The sequence below is a fragment of the Sphingomonas edaphi genome (assembly GCF_003583725.1).
GTDB lineage: Bacteria > Pseudomonadota > Alphaproteobacteria > Sphingomonadales > Sphingomonadaceae > Sphingomicrobium > Sphingomicrobium edaphi.
This window is the reverse complement of the sequence record NZ_QXTF01000001.1, coordinates 759,751-777,107: the sequence shown is the minus strand read 5'-3', so window position 1 is coordinate 777,107 and position 17,357 is coordinate 759,751. Positions and strand designations below refer to the sequence as shown.

Annotated in this window: 19 protein-coding genes; 13 read left to right on the top strand and 6 right to left on the bottom strand. The window is 62.6% G+C overall.

Features of this window, described 5'->3' with window-relative positions; translation table 11 throughout:
• Nucleotides 1-11: 11 nt before the first annotated feature.
• Complete coding sequence (locus D3M59_RS03995; RefSeq protein WP_119531794.1) at nucleotides 12-953, bottom strand: bifunctional riboflavin kinase/FAD synthetase; 942 nt, start codon at nucleotides 951-953, stop codon at nucleotides 12-14.
• Nucleotides 954-1,155: 202 nt separating this feature from the next.
• Here D3M59_RS03995 and rpsM point away from each other — a divergent pair, with 202 nt between their 5' ends.
• The 4 genes from rpsM (at nucleotide 1,156) to rplQ (ending at nucleotide 3,698) form a co-directional block, all read left to right on the top strand.
• Nucleotides 1,156-1,524, top strand: a complete 369-nt coding sequence (gene rpsM / locus D3M59_RS03990) for a 30S ribosomal protein S13 (RefSeq protein WP_119531792.1) — start codon at nucleotides 1,156-1,158, stop codon at nucleotides 1,522-1,524.
• 73 nt (nucleotides 1,525-1,597) lie between these two features.
• On the top strand, nucleotides 1,598-1,987 hold the full coding sequence (rpsK, locus tag D3M59_RS03985) for a 30S ribosomal protein S11 (protein WP_119531790.1): 390 nt from the start codon (nucleotides 1,598-1,600) through the stop codon (nucleotides 1,985-1,987).
• 103 nt (nucleotides 1,988-2,090) lie between these two features.
• Nucleotides 2,091-3,170, top strand: a complete 1,080-nt coding sequence (locus D3M59_RS03980) for a DNA-directed RNA polymerase subunit alpha (protein ID WP_119531788.1) — start codon at nucleotides 2,091-2,093, stop codon at nucleotides 3,168-3,170.
• Nucleotides 3,171-3,281: 111 nt separating this feature from the next.
• Nucleotides 3,282-3,698, top strand: a complete 417-nt coding sequence (gene rplQ, locus D3M59_RS03975) for a 50S ribosomal protein L17 (protein ID WP_119531786.1) — start codon at nucleotides 3,282-3,284, stop codon at nucleotides 3,696-3,698.
• A 57-nt stretch (nucleotides 3,699-3,755) separates the two neighbouring features.
• On the opposite strand, the gene D3M59_RS03970 is transcribed toward rplQ, so the two are convergent.
• Nucleotides 3,756-4,346 (bottom strand): DUF1989 domain-containing protein, encoded by a 591-nt coding sequence (locus D3M59_RS03970; protein WP_119531784.1) that lies wholly within the window; start codon nucleotides 4,344-4,346, stop codon nucleotides 3,756-3,758.
• Entirely contained in the window at nucleotides 4,346-5,095 is a 750-nt protein-coding gene (gene gntA, locus D3M59_RS03965) for a guanitoxin biosynthesis heme-dependent pre-guanitoxin N-hydroxylase GntA (RefSeq protein ID WP_119531782.1), read from the bottom strand. Before gntA ends, D3M59_RS03970 begins: the two co-directional genes overlap by 1 nt.
• 242 nt (nucleotides 5,096-5,337) lie before the next feature.
• Here gntA and D3M59_RS03960 point away from each other — a divergent pair, with 242 nt between their 5' ends.
• From D3M59_RS03960 to guaA, 5 genes are all read left to right on the top strand, one after another.
• Nucleotides 5,338-7,485, top strand: a complete 2,148-nt coding sequence (locus tag D3M59_RS03960; RefSeq protein WP_407695433.1) for a prolyl oligopeptidase family serine peptidase — start codon at nucleotides 5,338-5,340, stop codon at nucleotides 7,483-7,485.
• A gap of 121 nt (nucleotides 7,486-7,606) precedes the next feature.
• A complete protein-coding gene (locus tag D3M59_RS03955) occupies nucleotides 7,607-8,020 on the top strand; it encodes a DUF3597 domain-containing protein (protein ID WP_119531778.1) in 414 nt (137 codons plus the stop codon).
• A 121-nt stretch (nucleotides 8,021-8,141) separates the two neighbouring features.
• Nucleotides 8,142-8,651, top strand: a complete 510-nt coding sequence (locus D3M59_RS03950; RefSeq protein ID WP_119531776.1) for a hypothetical protein — start codon at nucleotides 8,142-8,144, stop codon at nucleotides 8,649-8,651.
• A gap of 148 nt (nucleotides 8,652-8,799) precedes the next feature.
• Nucleotides 8,800-9,384: a hypothetical protein gene (locus tag D3M59_RS03945; RefSeq protein ID WP_119531774.1), complete on the top strand. Its 585-nt coding sequence runs from the start codon at nucleotides 8,800-8,802 to the stop codon at nucleotides 9,382-9,384.
• 97 nt (nucleotides 9,385-9,481) lie between these two features.
• On the top strand, nucleotides 9,482-11,053 hold the full coding sequence (guaA, locus tag D3M59_RS03940) for a glutamine-hydrolyzing GMP synthase (protein ID WP_119531772.1): 1,572 nt from the start codon (nucleotides 9,482-9,484) through the stop codon (nucleotides 11,051-11,053).
• Nucleotides 11,054-11,056: 3 nt separating this feature from the next.
• Here guaA and D3M59_RS03935 read toward each other — a convergent pair whose 3' ends face one another.
• The gene (locus tag D3M59_RS03935) at nucleotides 11,057-11,446 is read right to left on the bottom strand and encodes a hypothetical protein (RefSeq protein WP_119531770.1); all 390 of its coding nucleotides are present in this window, start codon (nucleotides 11,444-11,446) and stop codon (nucleotides 11,057-11,059) included.
• Between the two features lie 123 nt (nucleotides 11,447-11,569).
• On the opposite strand from D3M59_RS03935, the gene D3M59_RS03930 reads away from it, so the two are divergent.
• Nucleotides 11,570-11,998 (top strand): hypothetical protein, encoded by a 429-nt coding sequence (locus D3M59_RS03930; RefSeq protein ID WP_119531768.1) that lies wholly within the window; start codon nucleotides 11,570-11,572, stop codon nucleotides 11,996-11,998.
• Nucleotides 11,999-12,064: 66 nt separating this feature from the next.
• On the opposite strand, the gene D3M59_RS03925 is transcribed toward D3M59_RS03930, so the two are convergent.
• Entirely contained in the window at nucleotides 12,065-12,373 is a 309-nt protein-coding gene (locus D3M59_RS03925; protein WP_119531766.1) for a hypothetical protein, read from the bottom strand.
• A 226-nt stretch (nucleotides 12,374-12,599) separates the two neighbouring features.
• On the opposite strand from D3M59_RS03925, the gene panB reads away from it, so the two are divergent.
• Nucleotides 12,600-13,469 carry a 3-methyl-2-oxobutanoate hydroxymethyltransferase gene (gene panB, locus D3M59_RS03920; protein ID WP_119531764.1) on the top strand — a complete coding sequence of 290 codons (870 nt, stop codon included), beginning with the start codon at nucleotides 12,600-12,602 and terminating at the stop codon, nucleotides 13,467-13,469.
• Nucleotides 13,470-13,482: 13 nt separating this feature from the next.
• Here panB and ybaL read toward each other — a convergent pair whose 3' ends face one another.
• Nucleotides 13,483-15,087 (bottom strand): YbaL family putative K(+) efflux transporter, encoded by a 1,605-nt coding sequence (ybaL, locus tag D3M59_RS03915; RefSeq protein WP_119531762.1) that lies wholly within the window; start codon nucleotides 15,085-15,087, stop codon nucleotides 13,483-13,485.
• Nucleotides 15,088-15,268: 181 nt separating this feature from the next.
• Here ybaL and D3M59_RS03910 point away from each other — a divergent pair, with 181 nt between their 5' ends.
• Together D3M59_RS03910 and D3M59_RS03905 are read left to right on the top strand one after the other, a co-directional pair.
• Entirely contained in the window at nucleotides 15,269-15,982 is a 714-nt protein-coding gene (locus tag D3M59_RS03910; RefSeq protein WP_233543124.1) for a tetratricopeptide repeat protein, read from the top strand.
• A gap of 11 nt (nucleotides 15,983-15,993) precedes the next feature.
• Complete coding sequence (locus D3M59_RS03905) at nucleotides 15,994-17,325, top strand: outer membrane protein assembly factor BamB family protein (protein ID WP_119531758.1); 1,332 nt, start codon at nucleotides 15,994-15,996, stop codon at nucleotides 17,323-17,325.
• Nucleotides 17,326-17,357 lie beyond the last annotated feature (32 nt).

The following is a 17,357-nucleotide window of genomic DNA, read 5'->3' as shown; positions in this document are numbered from 1 at the left end:
CGCGGCGGGCCTTAGGCGAGGGGCGAGCCAGCGGCAAGCAGTCGCCGCGCCTCGGAGGCGTCGCGGTCCATCTGTGCCATCAGTGCTTCCAGCCCGTCGAAGGTCGCCTCCGGCCGTATATAATGATGCAGCGCCACCTCGATCGTCTGGCTGTACAGATCGCGATCGATGTCAAACAGGACCGCTTCCAGCAACTCCTTCGGCGGGTCGAACATGGGCCGGACGCCTAAGCTGGCCACGCCCTCATGCTCGCTGCCGTCGTCCAGCCTGACGCGGACGGCGTAGATGCCGTAAGCGGGGCGAAGGTAGCTGCCCAGTTCCAGATTGGCGGTCGGCCAGCCAAGCTCGCGGCCGCGTTTGTCACCATGTACGACCTTGGAATGTACGGCAAAGGGCCGGGTTAACAGACGGGTCGCGGTGCCAGGATCGCCGGCCTTCAACGCCGCACGGATCCGGCTGGACGATACCGGCACTCCATCCAGCAGGATCGGCGCGACAGTCTCGGCCGCGATGCCGTGGGCCGCGCCCAGTGTCTTCAGCGTTTCCGCATTGCCGCCGCGTGCCTTGCCGAAGGTGAAGTCCTCGCCGGTCACGACCCCCGCTACGCCGAACCGGCCAGCTAGCAGACCCGACACGAACTGCTCCGCGGTGGTCGCGGCAAGCTCCGGACCGAAGGTGAACACGAGCATCGCATCTGCGCCGGCGGCGGCGAACATCCGCTCGCGCTGTTCCAGCGTAGTCAGTCGAAAAGGGGGCGTCTCGGGCCGGAAGTGACGGACGGGATGCGGGTCGAAGGTGGCGACGATGACCGGCCGGCGCTCATGCGCGCCCCATTGCACGGCTCGCCCGACCACCGCCTGATGGCCAAGGTGGAACCCGTCGAAATTGCCGAGCGCGACGATCGCGCCCTTCAAGGCTGGCGGGAAGGGGTCTTCGTGGGTAAAGCGCTGCATGCGGAACAGGGGCTTAGCGCTAATCGGTGCCGAGTCCAGACGCTTGACTCTCCCCACCCGAATCCATATCTGGCGGCCATCCCGTTTTACCGGCCACGGCGGCGCAACCCTGCGCGCGCCGTTTTTCCGTTGGATCGGGTGGTCGCTTTGAGATGGGATCGTCGGGTGCCCGCGATCCTGTGGAGCTAGGAGAAGTTAGTTCATGGCACGTATTGCGGGCGTCAACCTGCCCACCAACAAGCGCGTTCTCATCGCGCTCCAGTACATCCATGGTATTGGCCAGGCCAAAGCCAAGGAAATCACCGAAAAGCTGAGCATCGCGCCGGAACGCCGCGTCCAGGACCTGTCGGACCAGGAAGTGCTGCACATCCGCGAGACGATCGACGCCGACTACACCGTCGAAGGCGATCTTCGCCGCGAAACTGCGATGAACATCAAGCGGCTCATGGACCTCGCCTGCTATCGCGGCCTGCGTCACCGCAAGGGCCTCCCGGTCCGCGGCCAGCGCACGCACACCAATGCTCGCACCCGCAAGGGCAAGGCCAAGCCGATCGCTGGTAAGAAGAAGTAACGATTGTCCGGGGACAATCGAATTACCTCTTCTCAATCCGGCTGAACGCACAGCTTAAGGTTTAGGATTTCCAATGGCACAAGCACCTCAGCGCCTTCGCCGCCGCGAGCGCAAGAACATCACCGCCGGCGTCGCGCACGTGAACGCCAGCTTCAACAACACCATGATCACCATCACCGACGCTCAGGGCAACGCCATCGCGTGGAGCTCGGCCGGCATGATGGGCTTCAAGGGAAGCCGCAAGTCGACCCCGTATGCGGCGCAGGTTGCCGCCGAAGACGCGGGCCGCAAGGCCGCGGAGCACGGCGTCCGCACCCTCGAGGTCGAAGTTAAGGGTCCGGGTTCGGGCCGCGAAAGCGCGCTTCGTGCGCTGCAGGCGGTCGGTTTCCAGATCACGTCGATCCGCGACGTGACCGCGATCCCGCACAACGGCGTTCGTCCGTCGAAGCGCCGCCGCGTCTAAGGGTTTCGGCCAAAGTAGAACTTTGGCCGAAGTTCTAACACGCGAAAAAGTTCAAAATCCGGGTTTGGCGGGACGCCGCAGGACCCACTGCCAAGGAAGAAACATGGCCGTCAACGCAAAGAACTGGCAGGAACTCAAGAAGCCGAACAACCTTGAGCGCAAGCCGGGGACCGACGTTCGCCGCAAGGCGTCGTTTGTCGCCGAGCCGCTTGAGCGCGGCTTTGGCATGACGCTCGGCAACTCGCTGCGCCGCGTGCTGCTCTCGTCGCTGCAGGGCGCCGCGGTGACCTCGATCAAGATCGAAGGCGTGCTTCATGAGTTCTCGAGCCTCGCAGGTGTCCGCGAGGACGTGACCGACATTATCTTGAACGTGAAGCAGATCGCGCTGAAGATGGAAGGCGAAGGCCCCAAGCGGCTGCAGCTTTCGGCGACCGGTCCGGGCGAAGTCACTGCCGGTCAGATCGCGACGTCGGGCGACATCGAAGTCACCAATCCGGACCTGGTCATTTGCCACCTGGACGATGGCGCGACACTCAACATGGAACTGACTGCCGACGTCGGTAAGGGGTATGTTCCTGCCGCCGCGAACCGTCCCGCCGACGCCGCGATCGGCCTTATCCCGGTCGATGCGCTGTACAGCCCGGTCCGCCAGGTCGCGTACAAGGTGGAAAACACCCGCGTCGGCCAGGAACTGGATTATGACAAGCTGACGCTGACGATTGAAACCGATGGCACCGTCACGCCGGAAGACGCGCTCGGCTATTCGGCCAAGATCTTGCAGGACCAGCTTCAGCTGTTTGTGCATTTCGATGACAGCCAGGTCCGCTCGGCGGCTCCAGCAATGGCCGGCGGCACGGCCGGCATGGGCGCTGCCCCGGCCGAAGGCGCGGCCACCGACACCAATCAACTCAACCGCTACCTTCTCAAGAAGGTGGATGAGTTGGAACTATCGGTTCGGTCGGCGAACTGCCTGAAGAACGACAACATCATCTACATCGGCGACCTGGTTCAAAAGACCGAGGCCGAGATGCTCCGTACGCCTAACTTTGGTCGCAAGAGCCTCAACGAGATCAAGGAAGTCCTTGCCTCGATGGGCCTGCGCCTCGGCATGGACATCCCCGGCTGGCCGCCGGAAAACATTGAGGAAATGGCCAAGAAGCTCGAACAGGAGCTCTTGGGCTAATCAGGACCAGCCCCGGCTTCGGCCGGGGCATCGGTGAAGAGCAGCGACCGCAACGGCTGCCGGGATTGGGGTGCCTGATACGGCCCCTCTACGAACGAGAAGGAAGATATCATGCGTCATCGCGTTGCTGGCCGTAAGCTCCAGCGCACCTCCAGCCACCGTGCGTCCCTGTTCCGCAACATGGCCGCCGCGCTCATCAAGCATGAGCAGATCACCACTACGACAGCCAAGGCGAAGGAACTTCGTCCGTACGTCGAGAAGCTGGTGACCCTGGCCAAGAAGGGCGGCCTGTCGAACCGCCGTCTGGCACACGCCCGCCTGCTCGACGACGCGCAGCTTGTGAAGTTGTTCGACGTTATCGGCCCGCGTTATGCGGACCGCAACGGCGGCTACATCCGCATCGTCAAGGCCGGCATCCGCGCTTCGGACGCTGCGCCGATCTCGATCATTGAATTCATCGACCGCGACGTTTCGGCCAAGGGCCAGGACTCGGGTCCGGTGATGACCGAGGAAGAAGTCGAAGCGTAAATATTTTGCGCCTCACAGGGTTAAGGAAGGGCCGCAGCGAAAGCTGCGGCCCTTTTCCTAATTGGCCTGTTCTACCTCATAATCGATCGGTTTGAAGCTGCCGCCGTTGCTCGCATAGGCTGAACAGGCAGTCAGACCGATGATCAAGTCCATCTCCGCGCGCAGACGCAGGAAGTCCCCTGCCTTGCTGAGCGGCGGTTGCACGGTGATTGCGCCGTCGGCCCCGACTGGAACGTTCATGAAACAGTTGAACGCGACGGGGATGTCGTCCTCACTGATGCCGTACGGGGCGAGGGCCTCTGCCAAGTTGCCGAAACAGCCGCGATGGACCGGCTGTCCAGGGTAAAAATGTTCGAATGTCGCCTTGCTGCAAGGGGTCAGCAGGAAGTCGTGGGTGCCGACCGTGTCCTCGACAATGGTCAGCATCGGTCGCGAGCGGTTGCTGTACAGGACATGCCCTGTCGTCAGCTTGATTGTTTCCGCATAATCGAACGTCCGTCCGTTCGAAATGACTTCCCTCACGTCATTCGCATTGTAAGCGAGCAGATCGGCCACCTGGACGCCCTCGGGGTCGATCACCCAGAGCGTATCACCGGCGGAGAGGCGGAAAGCGGTCCCGCTTCGCGGTGGAATCGATTGGCGGCCCATCAGCCGTCGCTCCGGTGAAACGGGCAGACCCAGCCCTCATCAATGCGCCGGCCGCTGTATTGGCGCGCCTCGCTGGTTTCGCCATGGCGCGCGAGCATCGGGTTGATTGATCCGGCCAGCTGCCGGTCGCGCTCGAGAATGGATTGGCGGAGACTATCGTAGCGGCCCTCTGCCCGAAGCGTTTCGAACTGGTCGTGCAGGTTGAATACCATGACAGGGTGATTGAATCGCCGGGCAGGGCGGCTAGCTTGCGGATGCAGGCCCACGACGAAGAATGCCTCTCCGCCAAAGCTAAGCGAAAAATGCGGATCGGCGGGATTGGAACTCACGCGCTCGTCGGCGGGAAGCCCGCGCCAAACATCTTTGTCGGTCACCGACTGAATCCGCTGCCACAATGCCTGTTCAAAGGCGGTTTCGTCGAGGTGGTCCGGTCCTTCGAAAATGACAGCCAGACTTCGGAAAAGGCCGGGTTTGCGGCGATAGGATTGAGCCCAGCGGCGCAGTTCTTCATGAATTCGAAGGTCGTCCCATGCACTGGCAATGGAGCGGCAAACGATTGTCTTCAGCGTTCCGCGCCCCAGCGCCGACTTCGCGCCCACGCAAGGAAAATCGCGTTCGCGTACGAATTGCTGGAACCGGGCCTCCAAGTCCGCTTGCGGCCGGTGGGGAATGTCAAAGGGGTGAGCGAGAGCGGCCGCGCCACTCCCTTCAGCGTCAACCGCCGCCAAGGCTTTAGAATCTCGGAACATATTGCCCAAACCAGCGGAACGGGGCGCGAGTTCCCCAGTTGCAGTTTTGTCGGACTGAGAAATCGGTCACCGTTGGTTCCGGAAGGTTGAGCGTACTTCTTCGCGAACGTCGTCCGTCGAATAGCGGATTGAAACGGGCGGCACGGCCGCTAGGCTGCGAGCGTGTAAACCCAATTTTGCCTCATCCCATGCCATCGGAGACCTGCCTGATGCGTTCGAGTCCGACGCTTGCCGCCCTTTTTATGACCAGCGCCTGCATGACCACGCCACCGCCTCCGCCGGCACCGCCCGAGCTTGCGGCCTTAGAAGCCGCCGCAGCGACACAGAAGGAGGGAAGCATCGCTTATCCGTTGACCCGCCGCACCTACCTCGTCGATCCCCAGTTCGGCGTCCAGGTCGCCGATCCTTATCGCTGGCTGGAAAATGACGTCCGCAACGACCCGGAGGTGCGGTCGTGGGTGACCGCCCAGAACGAGGTGACGGATAAGTTTCTCGAGACGCTGCCGCTGCGCGAGACATTCAAGGCGCGGATGACGCAGCTGTACGATTACGAGCGGTTCGGAATCCCACGGAAAAAGGGCGGGCATTATTTCTATACCCGCAACGACGGCCTGCAGAATCAGTCGGTATTGTACGTGCGCGACAAGGTCGATGGCGAAGGCAGGGTGCTGATCGATCCTAATGGCTGGTCCGCTGACGGTGCCACCGCGCTGGCCGAATGGACGCCGAGCGACAACGGCAAGCTTCTGGCTTATGCGATTCAGGATGGCGGAACAGACTGGCGCATCGTCCGGGTGCTGGACGTCGCGACCGGCAAGCTGCTTGAAGACGAACTGAAGTGGCTGAAATTCGGCGGCGGGGTCGAATGGGCGAAGGACGGCAGCGGATTTTATTACTCTCGCTTTCCCGAGCCGGAGGCGGGCCAAACCTTCCAGTCGCTCAACAAGAACCAGAGCGTCTACTACCATAAGCTGGGAACACCCCAGGTCGAAGACCGGCTGGTTTATGCGACCCCTGACCATCCCGATTATGGCCATTACCCGACGATAAGCGAGGACGGCCGTTGGCTGGTCGTGACCAGCTCGATTGGGACGGACGATCGCTACGAAGTCACTTTGATCGACCTGAGGAAGCCGGGCGCTAAGCCGCGGACGCTGATCAAGGGCTTCACTAACAATTACAGCTATGTCGGCAACAAGGACACGACCTTCTATTTCCAGACCAACGACGGCGCGCCGCGTATGAAGGTGGTGGCGATGGACGTTGCACAGCCCAACCCTGTCGCGCGGACGGTGATTGCGGAGGATACGGCGACGCTCGATGGCGTATCCATGATCGGCGGGCGGCTCGTTACCTCCTATCTGGTTGATGCCAAAACCGAGGTACGCGTGCATGGCCTCGGCGGAAAGCTGGTTCGCAAGATCGAACTTCCCGGCATCGGCACCGCGTCCGGATTCGGCGGGGAGCAGGACGACGAGGAAACCTTCTTCGCTTTCACCAGCTTCAATCGGCCGACAACGATCTATCGCTATGATGTGGGGGCCGGCCAGGCGAGCGCCTGGGCCAGCCCGAAGGTCGCGTTCAATCCAGACGATTTCACTGTCGAGCAGCGCTTCTATGCATCGAAGGACGGGACGAAGGTGCCGATGTTCATCGTTCGCAAGAAGGGGACGAGCGGCCCGGCGCCGACCATGCTGCATGGCTATGGTGGGTTCAACGTGTCGAGCCTGCCCGCCTTTTCGCCCACGCGGTTAGCGTGGGTCGAGCAGGGTGGAATCTTCGCGCTGGCGAACCTTCGCGGCGGCGGTGAATATGGCAAGGCCTGGCACGACGCTGGGCGGTTGCAGAACAAGCAGAACGTGTTCGACGACTTCATAGCCGCGGGCGAATATCTGAAGGCGCAAGGTTTCACTGGGCCGAAGCAGCTCGCGATTACCGGCGGGTCCAACGGCGGCCTTCTGGTCGGAGCGGTAGTCAACCAGCGGCCCGACCTGTTCGCGGCGGCAAGTCCGGCGGTCGGCGTGATGGACATGCTGCGTTTCGACCGGTTTACGGCTGGACGCTATTGGGTTGACGATTATGGCTATCCCAACAAGGAAGCGGATTTCCGCGCCCTCTATGCCTATTCGCCCTATCACAACATCAGGGGCGGCACGGAATATCCGGCAGTGCTGGTGACGACTGCCGATACCGACGACCGAGTCGTCCCGGGGCACAGCTTCAAATATGCGGCTGCCTTGCAGGCAGCCGAGGATGTCGGCGGCCAGCCGCACCTGATACGCATCGAGACTCGGGCGGGTCATGGGTCTGGCAAGCCGACCAGCAAGATCATCGAGGAAGCCGCCGACGTCTATGCCTTCCTAGGACACTTTACCGGGCTGGAGAAGTAAGCAGTTCGTTCAATCGCCCCGCAGCCGCGATCGGTTGCGGGGCGAAGCGAAACCGCCATCGACGGCAGGCATTCACTCATGAGGAGCGTTCGCGAAGAGCGGTCCGAAGGAGGAGAGTGTCATGAGCATCTTCGGCAAAATGAGGGACGCCATTTTCGGCAAGAAAGCCGTACCGTCGCAGTCGCAAGTGACTCCCGGTCAAACCCCGGCCGGCCAAAGTCCGACCGGCCAGGCCAATCCGGCCCCGCAGCTACAACCCACCGCCCCCGCACAGCATGTCGATGTCGAACAGGTGTTGAGCCGGATTGCGAGCGAAAAGGGCAACCCCGACCTCCACTACAAGACATCGATCGCCGACCTGATGAAGCTGCTTGACCTGGATTCGAGCTTAGAGAACCGCAAGGAACTCGCGACCGAGCTTGGGTACGCCGGCGACAAGGACGGCAGCGCGGACATGAATATCTGGCTGCACAAGGAAGTCATGAAGCAGCTGGCGGCTCACGGCGGCAAGATGCCGGCCTCCTTGGCGGATTGATCGAAGGCCGGGCGGGCATTTGCGCCCCTCCGACCCCTTTTTGCATCCTTTTCGGAGCTGTAACGTTTTAATGGGTGCCGCGTCGTTGGCGAGTCCATGGGACTGAACGATGGAGGGGCGAATGTCGTTAGTGTCGCAGTTGCTGATCGGCGTGGGCGTGACCGTGGTCGCGGGCGCCGCCAGCGCGCAATATTATCCGCAGCAGCACCCCAAGGGCGTCCTTGGCGCAATCATCAATAGCTATCGCTACGGACAGTATCCGTACGGCAACTACGGCTATAACCAATATGGCCAGCAGGGCTATGCGATTGATCGCTGCGCTCGCGCCGTAGAGCAAAGGCTGAACGGTTACAGCTACAACTGGGGTTACCAGGGACGGCAATACAACCGTTATCGCAATCACGGCCGAGTCGAGGGAATCACGCGGGTTGAGCGCAAGTCCTATGGCCTGAAGGTGTGGGGCGTCGCCAGCAGCGGCTGGGGCGGCTATCAAGGCTGGAACCAGAGGGGTTATGGCAATTACGGCTATGGCGCCGGCGCAGACCTGAGATGGGATTGCGAAGTGAACCGGAGTGGCCGGATCCGCGACCTTGACATCAAGCGGCGCACGGCCACTTGGCGAGGCTATTGAGCGGCACCTCTGCCGTCAGCATCATTAACGAACCTTTCGCGCAGCAAAACGACGCATTCAGGGGGAATGCAGCCCGAATCGCTTATTGAGCGTTGTATGGCCCGGAAATGTCCGGGTTTCGGACGAGTGCGTGAAAAGGAGACAGCTGATGTCGCTTAAGATGAAGATCCTGGCCGGAGCGGCTGGCATCGCGGCTGCTGCGGGTCTGGCGACCCCGGCTGCTGCCCAATATTATCCGGCGCCAAACTACGGTTACGGTTATAATCAGGGCTACAACAACAATGGCGGCGTACTTGGCGCGATCGTCAACCAGGTGTTGGGCTATGGCCGTTATCCGTACGGCAACTACGGCTACAACCAGTATGGCAACCAGAGCGCCGCAGTGAACCAGTGCGCCCGTGCGGTTGAAGCCCGCATTGGTGGCGGTTCGTACGGCAACTGGGGCTATCAGGGCTGGAACGGCTACAACCGCGGTTACGGTTACAACCAAGGCTACAACAACGGTGGCCGAGTGCTCGGCATCACCCGAGTTGATCGCAAGTCCTATGGCCTGAAGGTCTATGGTGTCGCGAGTTCGGGCTACAATGGCTACAACGGTTATGGCCGCAGTGGTTACGGTAACTACGGCTACAACGCCGGCGCGGACCTGAGCTTCAACTGCGAAGTCCGTTACGATGGTCGTATCCGTGACATCGACGTCAATCGTCGGTCCGCCAGCTGGCGCGGCTACTAAGGCCACGCTTTTAGGCTAACGGAGCGCGCGTCCCGCAAGGGGCGCGCGCTTTGTTTGGGGCGTTTACAGGACGGGCGCCGCTCTTTATCGGCCAGCCATGACAATCCAACCCGCCGACACTATCCTGATCGTCGACTTCGGAAGCCAGGTCACCCAGCTTATCGCCCGCCGCGTCCGCGAAGCCGGGGTTTACTGCGAGATCGCACCCTTCAGCATGGTCGACGAGGCGTTTCGCCGGATGAAGCCGAAGGGCATCATCCTTTCAGGCTCGCCCGCCGGCGTTCCGGAGGAAGGCAGCCCGCGCGCGCCGGATATGCTGTTCGAGGCCGGGCTTCCCATCCTAGGCATCTGTTACGGCCAGCAGGTGATGAGCCATCAGCTTGGCGGAACCGTCGAAGCCGGCAACAGCGGCGAATGGGAAGGCGAGTTCGGGCGGGCGTTCATCACCGTGACCGAGGATTGCGCCCTGTTCGATGGTCTGTGGAAAGTCGGCGAGCGGCATCAGGTCTGGATGAGCCACGGCGACAAAGTGACCAAATTCGCGCCCGGCTTCCGCATTGTCGCAGTGTCCGACGGCGCGCCCTTCGCCGTGATCGCGAACGAGGAGCGGCAGTTCTACGGCACCCAGTTCCATCCGGAGGTGGCGCACACGCCCGACGGGGCGAAGCTGATCGCTAACTTCGTCCACCGCGTCTGCGGGCTGAAGGGCGACTGGACGATGGCCACGTATCGCGACACCAAGGTGGCTGAAATTCGCGATCAGGTCGGCGAGGGCCGGGTGATCTGCGGGCTGTCTGGCGGCGTCGACAGCTCGGTCGCGGCGATCCTGATCCACGAGGCGATCGGCGACCAGCTGACATGCGTGTTCGTCGACCACGGCCTCCTGCGTCTCAACGAACGCGAACAGGTGGAGCGGCTGTTTCGCGACCATTACAACATCCCGCTCGTCGTGGTGGACGCGGAAGAGCGGTTCATGGCTGGGCTCGCCGGCGTCACAGACCCGGAGGCGAAGCGCAAGTTCATCGGCGCTGAATTCATCGCCGTGTTTGAGGAAGAATCGAAGAAGCTGGGCGGCGCGGATTTCCTGGCGCAGGGCACGCTCTACCCCGACGTCATCGAGAGCGTTAGCTTTACCGGCGGGCCGTCGGTGACGATCAAGAGCCACCACAATGTCGGCGGCTTGCCCGAGCGTATGAACATGAAGCTGGTCGAGCCGCTTCGCGAACTGTTCAAGGACGAGGTTCGCGAGCTCGGCCGAGAACTGGGCCTGAACGATCAGTTCGTCGGGCGCCATCCCTTCCCGGGGCCGGGTCTTGCCATCCGCATTCCGGGCGAGGTGACGAAGGAACGTTGCGACGTCCTGCGCAAGGCCGACGCAGTCTATCTGGAGGAAATCCGCAATGCGGGCCTCTACGACGCGATCTGGCAGGCATTCGCTGTACTGTTGCCGGTGCGGACGGTCGGCGTGATGGGTGACTACCGCACCTATGACAGTGTCTGCGCGCTGCGCGCCGTCACCAGTGTCGACGGCATGACGGCTGACATCTATCCCTTTGATGCCGCTTTCCTGTCGCGCTGCGCGACGCGGATCATCAACGAGGTAAAGGGCATCAACCGCGTGGTCTACGACTACACGTCAAAGCCGCCCGGCACGATCGAGTGGGAGTGAACCCTAGCGCTTCACGCGGCGATAGGGGACGAATTCCGTGAGGAAGACGTTGCCGGTGTAGAAGTGGGAGCCGCTATTCATCGTCGTCACGATGTCGCTGTTGCACAGCTGCGCGCCGGTACCCGACTTGCGAATGACCAAGGCATTGTCGTCGTCGATCGAACGGGGGTCTCGGGTACGGTTGACGTAAATGACGCTGCCGGTGCCGAAAACGAGTGCGGTTCCGTCGATTGCCCGTGTATGGCCGGACGGATAGTCGCGGATGCAACTGACCGGCCGTTCGGCGACGCGTCCTTCGAGCAGCTTGGCCAGTTCGGCCTCGCCCGTGAGCCGCTCGCCGGCACTGGCGGCGCCAGAGATGGCGAGCAGGGAAATTGCCGTGAAAGCGAGCATGCGCACTGGGTCTCTCCCAATTGTCGAGTCGGCGAATGTTGCTCCATCATAGCTGAACCGCTGCTGATTGGCTTTGCTCGGCAAGACCGATAGGCTTGGCGCTGTAATTAGTAGGGGGCGGATATGGTCGACGGTGAGGTGCGCAACGTTCCGGGCTGGTTCTGGGCAGGAGCGGCACTGGCGCTCCTGTGGGAAGCCTTCGGCTGCTTCACGTATGTCAGCCAGGTCACGACCGACCCGGCGACGCTGCCGATCGACCAGAGAGCAATGTGGGAAGCGTCGCCAAGCTGGATGATCGCTGCCTATGCGATTGCGGTGTGGGTGGGATTGATTGGTGCCGCGCTTCTGCTGATGCGGCGCAAAGTGGCGGTGCCCGTGCTGATGGTATCGCTGCTGGCCGTCGTCGTCCAGTTCAGCGCGCTAGTGCTGGTGCCGCAACTGCGAGAGACGACGCCGTCGGAAGCGCTGCTGGTGCCGGTCGTCATCGTCATCGCCTGTTACGTCATCTGGCAATTTTCCAAGCTTGCCGCCCGGCGCGGCTGGCTCCGCTGACCAGCGAAAAGGGCGCGCCCGGGATGGGCGCGCCCTTCCTTTGATCGACCCTCAGGGGGAGGCCGATCAGCGGGGTTTCTTCGACTTCGCGACCTTCTTTACCGACTTGGTTGCCTTGATGGTCGTTTCGGCCGTGGTCGCCTGCTCATTCGGAGCGAGCGGGTCACCGGTCTTTGCTGCCGGCACGGCCGGCGTTGCGGGTGTGGCGGGAACAGCTGCAGTGTCGGCCGAGGGGTCTGCAGGGGTGGCCGGCGTTGCCGGAATTGCCGGCGTTGCGGCGTTAGCAGCGCCGGGGCTGGTGGCCGGCGGGGCGGCCAGTGCTGCGCCGCTCGCGGCCAAGAGCATCGCTCCCGCAAGGATCGTGCGCTTCATCATGAGACTTCCTTTGTTTTGTTCTCCCGAACGGGTTCGGGGGTCAGGGGAGATACCGTGTTAGGCCGCCCCTTGCGTTAAATCGCGCAGTTGTCGGTAGGCCGAGCCTTCACTGGGGGCGAGCGGGCAGATCCGGTCACAGTGGCGGATTTCCGCCACTTGCGGGTAACGCTGAGCCGAGCCGTAGGCAGGACTGGCTGCCCGGACGGCCAGCAGCTATGAGTCGCTCATGTCCACATTCACCATCGACAGTGCGACCAGCCGCGCGACACCGACCCCCGTACCCGGGAAACGGATGACCGTCCCATCCATCCGGACGCGGAAGAAGGACGGCAAGACAGAGCAGCCGCTCGTAATGTTGACTGCCTACACCATGCGCATGGCGCAATTGCTCGACCCGCATTGCGAAATGCTGCTGGTCGGCGACAGCCTTGGCCAAGTCATCTATGGTCTGCCGTCGACGGTGCCGGTGACGATGGAGATGATGTGCGCGCACGGTGCTGCCGTGGTGCGCGGCAGCTGGCACGCGCTGGTCGCGGTCGACATGCCATTTGGGAGCTATGAGGGATCGCCCGAGCAGGCCTTTGCCAGCGCATCGCGGATCCTGAAGGAGAGTGGCTGCGCAGCCGTGAAGCTGGAAGGCGGGGAAGCCATGGCGCCGACCATCGATTTCCTGACGAAGCGCGGAATTCCCGTCATCGGTCATGTCGGACTGACGCCCCAAGCGGTCAACGTTCTGGGCGGCTACGGCGCGCGGGGGAAGAGTGACGCCGAGGCCAGGAAAATCGTCGGCGACGCCAAGGCGGTTGCAGACGCGGGCGCCTTTTGCGTCGTCATCGAAGGCGTGATGGAAAACATCGCCGACCAGGTCACCGACGCGATTGCCGTGCCGACCATCGGCATCGGCGCTTCGGCGAATTGCGACGGCCAGGTGCTGGTAACCGAAGACATGCTGGGATTGTTTGAGCGGACGCCGCGCTTCGTGAAGCGCTATGACGACCTTGCCACGCGCATCGGCGATGCGGCGGCGGCCTATCGGAAGGAAGTTCTCGGTCGCGCGTTCCCGACCGAGGAGCAGACGTACCGACCCAAAGCCTAGGCCAGTGTGACCATCAGGCCGGGACCGCGGCGATCATCTGTCGAGCGATCTCCTCCTCGCCCATGATGACCTGCGTTGCTCCATGGCCGAGCAAATGGGCGACCTCTTCGCGCGAATGAGCGCGGGCGATGATCTTCAGATCGGGCTTCAGCTTGCGAGCGACGTCGGCAACGCCGCCGGCCTCAAACCCTTCCGGAATGGCAATCAGCAAGGCGCGGGCCCGATCGATGCCTGCCTCGCGAAGGATATCGGCGCTGGCGGCATTGCCCCGGATCGTTTCCATGCCGGCTTCGTCCGCAAGGCGAATCACCTCCGACTGGTCATCGATCAGGACGAAATCGCGGTTCGATCCGTCAAGGCGTTCGGTGATGAGCTTGCCGACCCGGCCATAGCCAACGACGATTACATGAGATGGCGGAGCCTCCTCCACCCCAGGTAATGATAATCGCCTGGCTCGCTTCGCAGCGAGGCTGAACAGAAACGGGTGAAGTAGGATCGAGATGATCGCACCTGCCAGGATTAGGTCGCGGCCTTCCTGCGGCAGGATCGCAAGCTCGGTACCAAGGCCGGCCAGGATGAACGAGAATTCGCCAATCTGGGCCAGACTGGCAGAAACGGCGATTGCGGTCTGGTTGCCATGACCGAAGGCGCGGACGATGGCGTAGGCAGCCAGCGATTTGCCAATGACGATGATTGCCACCGTAGCGAGCAGCGGCAGTGGCTGTTCGACGATGACGGCCGGATCGAACAGCATGCCGACCGACACGAAAAAGAGGACCGCGAAGGCATCGCGGAGCGGCAGGGTCTCTTCGGTCGCGCGGCGACTGAGTTCGGTTTCTCCGAGGATCATGCCGGCAAAGAAGGCCCCGAGCGCGAACGAAACGCCAAACACCATGGCCGCCCCGAAGGCGACGCCGAGCGCGATGGCGAGAACCGCAAGCCGGAACAGCTCGCGCGAGCCAGTATGGACGACCCAATGCAGCGCCCAAGGAATGACCCGGCGACCGACGATGAGCATCAGTGCGATGAAACCTGCCAACTTCAGGGCCGTGATCCCAAGTGCAATCAGCGGCGTATTGGCGCCGTCGCCTTCCGCCGCGCCGGCAATGGCGGGAAGCAAGACAAGCGCCACGACCATCGCAATGTCTTCAACGATCAGCCAGCCGACCGCGATGCGTCCGCGATCCGTGCTGACGAGATTGCGACTTTCCAGTGCCCGCAACAACACGACGGTACTGGCAACCGACAGGGCAAGGCCAAATACGAGGCCGGCAAGCAGGCTCCACCCCAGATACAGTGCAAGCCCGGCGCCCATGACGGTCGCCACGGCGATCTGTGCAACAGCGCCGGGCACCGCGATTTTGCGAACTTTCATCAGGTCGCGGACCGAGAAATGGAGGCCCACGCCGAACATGAGGAGAATTACGCCGATCTCTGCCAGTTCAGCCGCCAGCGCGCTATTGGCGACGAAGCCTGGCGTAAACGGACCGACGATGACGCCCGCGAGCAGATACCCGGCGATGGGGGAGATGCGGAGCCGCTGTGCGATCGCGCCAAGGAGGAAGGCGACGACAAGCCCCCCGACAATCGTTCCGATGAGGGGGGTATGGTGAGGCATGTCTTTCACCTAAGGGCACGAGCCGTTGGCGCAACCCCGGCGGGCTGGATTAAAGGCACGATGCATGGGCCTTTGCCTTTGCCGCTGGCCGCGCTAGACGATGCGCCGCCAGCTTCTGTTCATCCGGGGTGGGGAAGGAAGCGACGCGGCGCACCCCACCAGATTGTCGAAGAGGAATAACTTGGCGCTTCCCCCCGATACCGGCGAAAGCTTCGTCCGCGAGGTCGATGAAAACCTGCGGCGCGACCAGCTGGCTGACGCCGCCAAGACCTATGGCAAATGGATCGTTGCTGCGATCATCTTGTTCCTAGCTGCGGTTGGCGGCTATCTCTACTGGCAGCATCGCCAGGCTCAGCAGTCAGTTGCCGACAGCGAAGCCCTGTCGTCCGCGCTGGACAAGGTCGGATCGGGTAATCTGAAGGGCGCCGACGCCGAACTCGCGCCGCTGGGCAATTCGTCGAGCGACGTGACTCGTGCCAGCGCGCTGCTCGCGCAGGCAACGATCGCGATCAACCAGAATGACCGCAAGAAGGCGAGTGCCCTCTACAAACAGGTCGCCGGCGACGAGGACATCCCGGAACCACTTCGCGACCTTGCTACAGTTCGCGGGACGATGGTCGATTTCGATTCGATGAAGCCGGATGATGTGATCGCGCGCCTGTCCACGTTGGCTAAGCCTGGCAATGCCTTCTTCGGAAGCGCGGGCGAACTGACCGGCATGGCGATGATCGCCAAGGGCGACAATGCCGGTGCTGGCCGTCTTTTCGCACAGATCGCGGCCGACAAACAGGTTCCCAACACCATTCGCAGTCGGGCGGTCCAGGTCGCCAGCTCCCTGGGGGTCGACGCCTCCGCATCCATGCCCGGCGATCCGCTCGCCGTTCCAGCCTCGTAGGACCAACCTCCATGCGTAACGCCAAACGGTTCACCATCCTCCTCGTGTCCGCCGTCTTGCTCGCCGGCTGCGCGGGCGGCGGTCTGTTCAAGAGCAAGCCCAAGACCCCTATCCTCGGCGAACGCGTCGCCGTCCTTGTCAACGAAGCCGAGATCGAGGTCGATCCGGCGACCGCCGCGCTGCCGATGTCGCTGCCCGAAGCCACGGTTAACGACAGCTGGGCGCAGTCCGGCGGCAATGCGCGCAAGTCGGTCGGGCATGTCGCACTGGGCAATACGTTGGGCGCCGCCTGGACCGCATCGATTGGCGAAGGAAGCAGCGCGAAGGGCCGCCTTGGCGGTGGCCCAGTAGTGGCGGACGGCAAGGTATTCACGATCGACACGCAGGGAACGGTCCGCGCCTTCGACGCGAACAGCGGCGGCCAACTCTGGTCGGCGCGCTTCGGCGACATCGGCAACAATAGCGCATCGGTTTACGGCGGTGGTGTCGCCTACGATGGCGGGCGAGTCTACGCCACTAACGGTCTGGGATATGTTGCGGCCTTGGACGCCCGTAACGGAGCAGCCGTCTGGACCGTCCGGCCCGGTGGTCCGCTGCGCGGTGAGCCATCGGTGGCCGACGGCTCGGTTTATGTGATGAGCCAGGACAACCAGATTTATCAGCTCAAGACCGCGGACGGATCGACAAACTGGTCGAGCGCCGCGGCGCTGGAGATCGCGGGCGTGTTCGGAGCTGCGGCGCCGTCGATCGGCCAAGGAACGGTCGTTGCCGGTTTCTCCTCGGGTGAGCTCAACGCCTATCGCTATGAGAACGGGCGCCAGGTCTGGCAGGACGCGCTAGCCCGTACGTCGATTTCCACCAGCGTCGCTTCGCTCAGTGATATTGACGCGGACGCAGTGATTGACGGTGGCGTCGTTTATGCCGTTGGCCAAGGGGGCCGCATGGTCGCGCTCGATCTGTTCTCTGGCCAGCGCATCTGGGAGCTCAACTTTGCCGGCATCGCCACGCCGTGGGTCGCCGGTGACTGGCTGTTCGCCGTCAACGACCGCGCACAGCTCGTCGCCATTTCGCGCGCCAACGGCAAGATCCGCTGGATCAACCAGCTGCCGGGCTACGAAAGCATGAAGAGCAAGAAGAACCCAATCACATATGTCGGTCCCGTTCTTGCCGGCAACCGCTTGATCGTCGCCGGATCGAACGGTGCGCTGATCAATGTGAATCCGATGGACGGCAGTTTCCAGAGCCAAGTCGATTTGAAGGACGGCGTCAGCTTCCAACCGGTTGTGGCGAACAATACGCTCTACATCCTGACCGATAGCGGAAGGCTCGTCGCCTACCGCTAGAGTTGACGCATGGGCGACGGACGGGCAGGGGC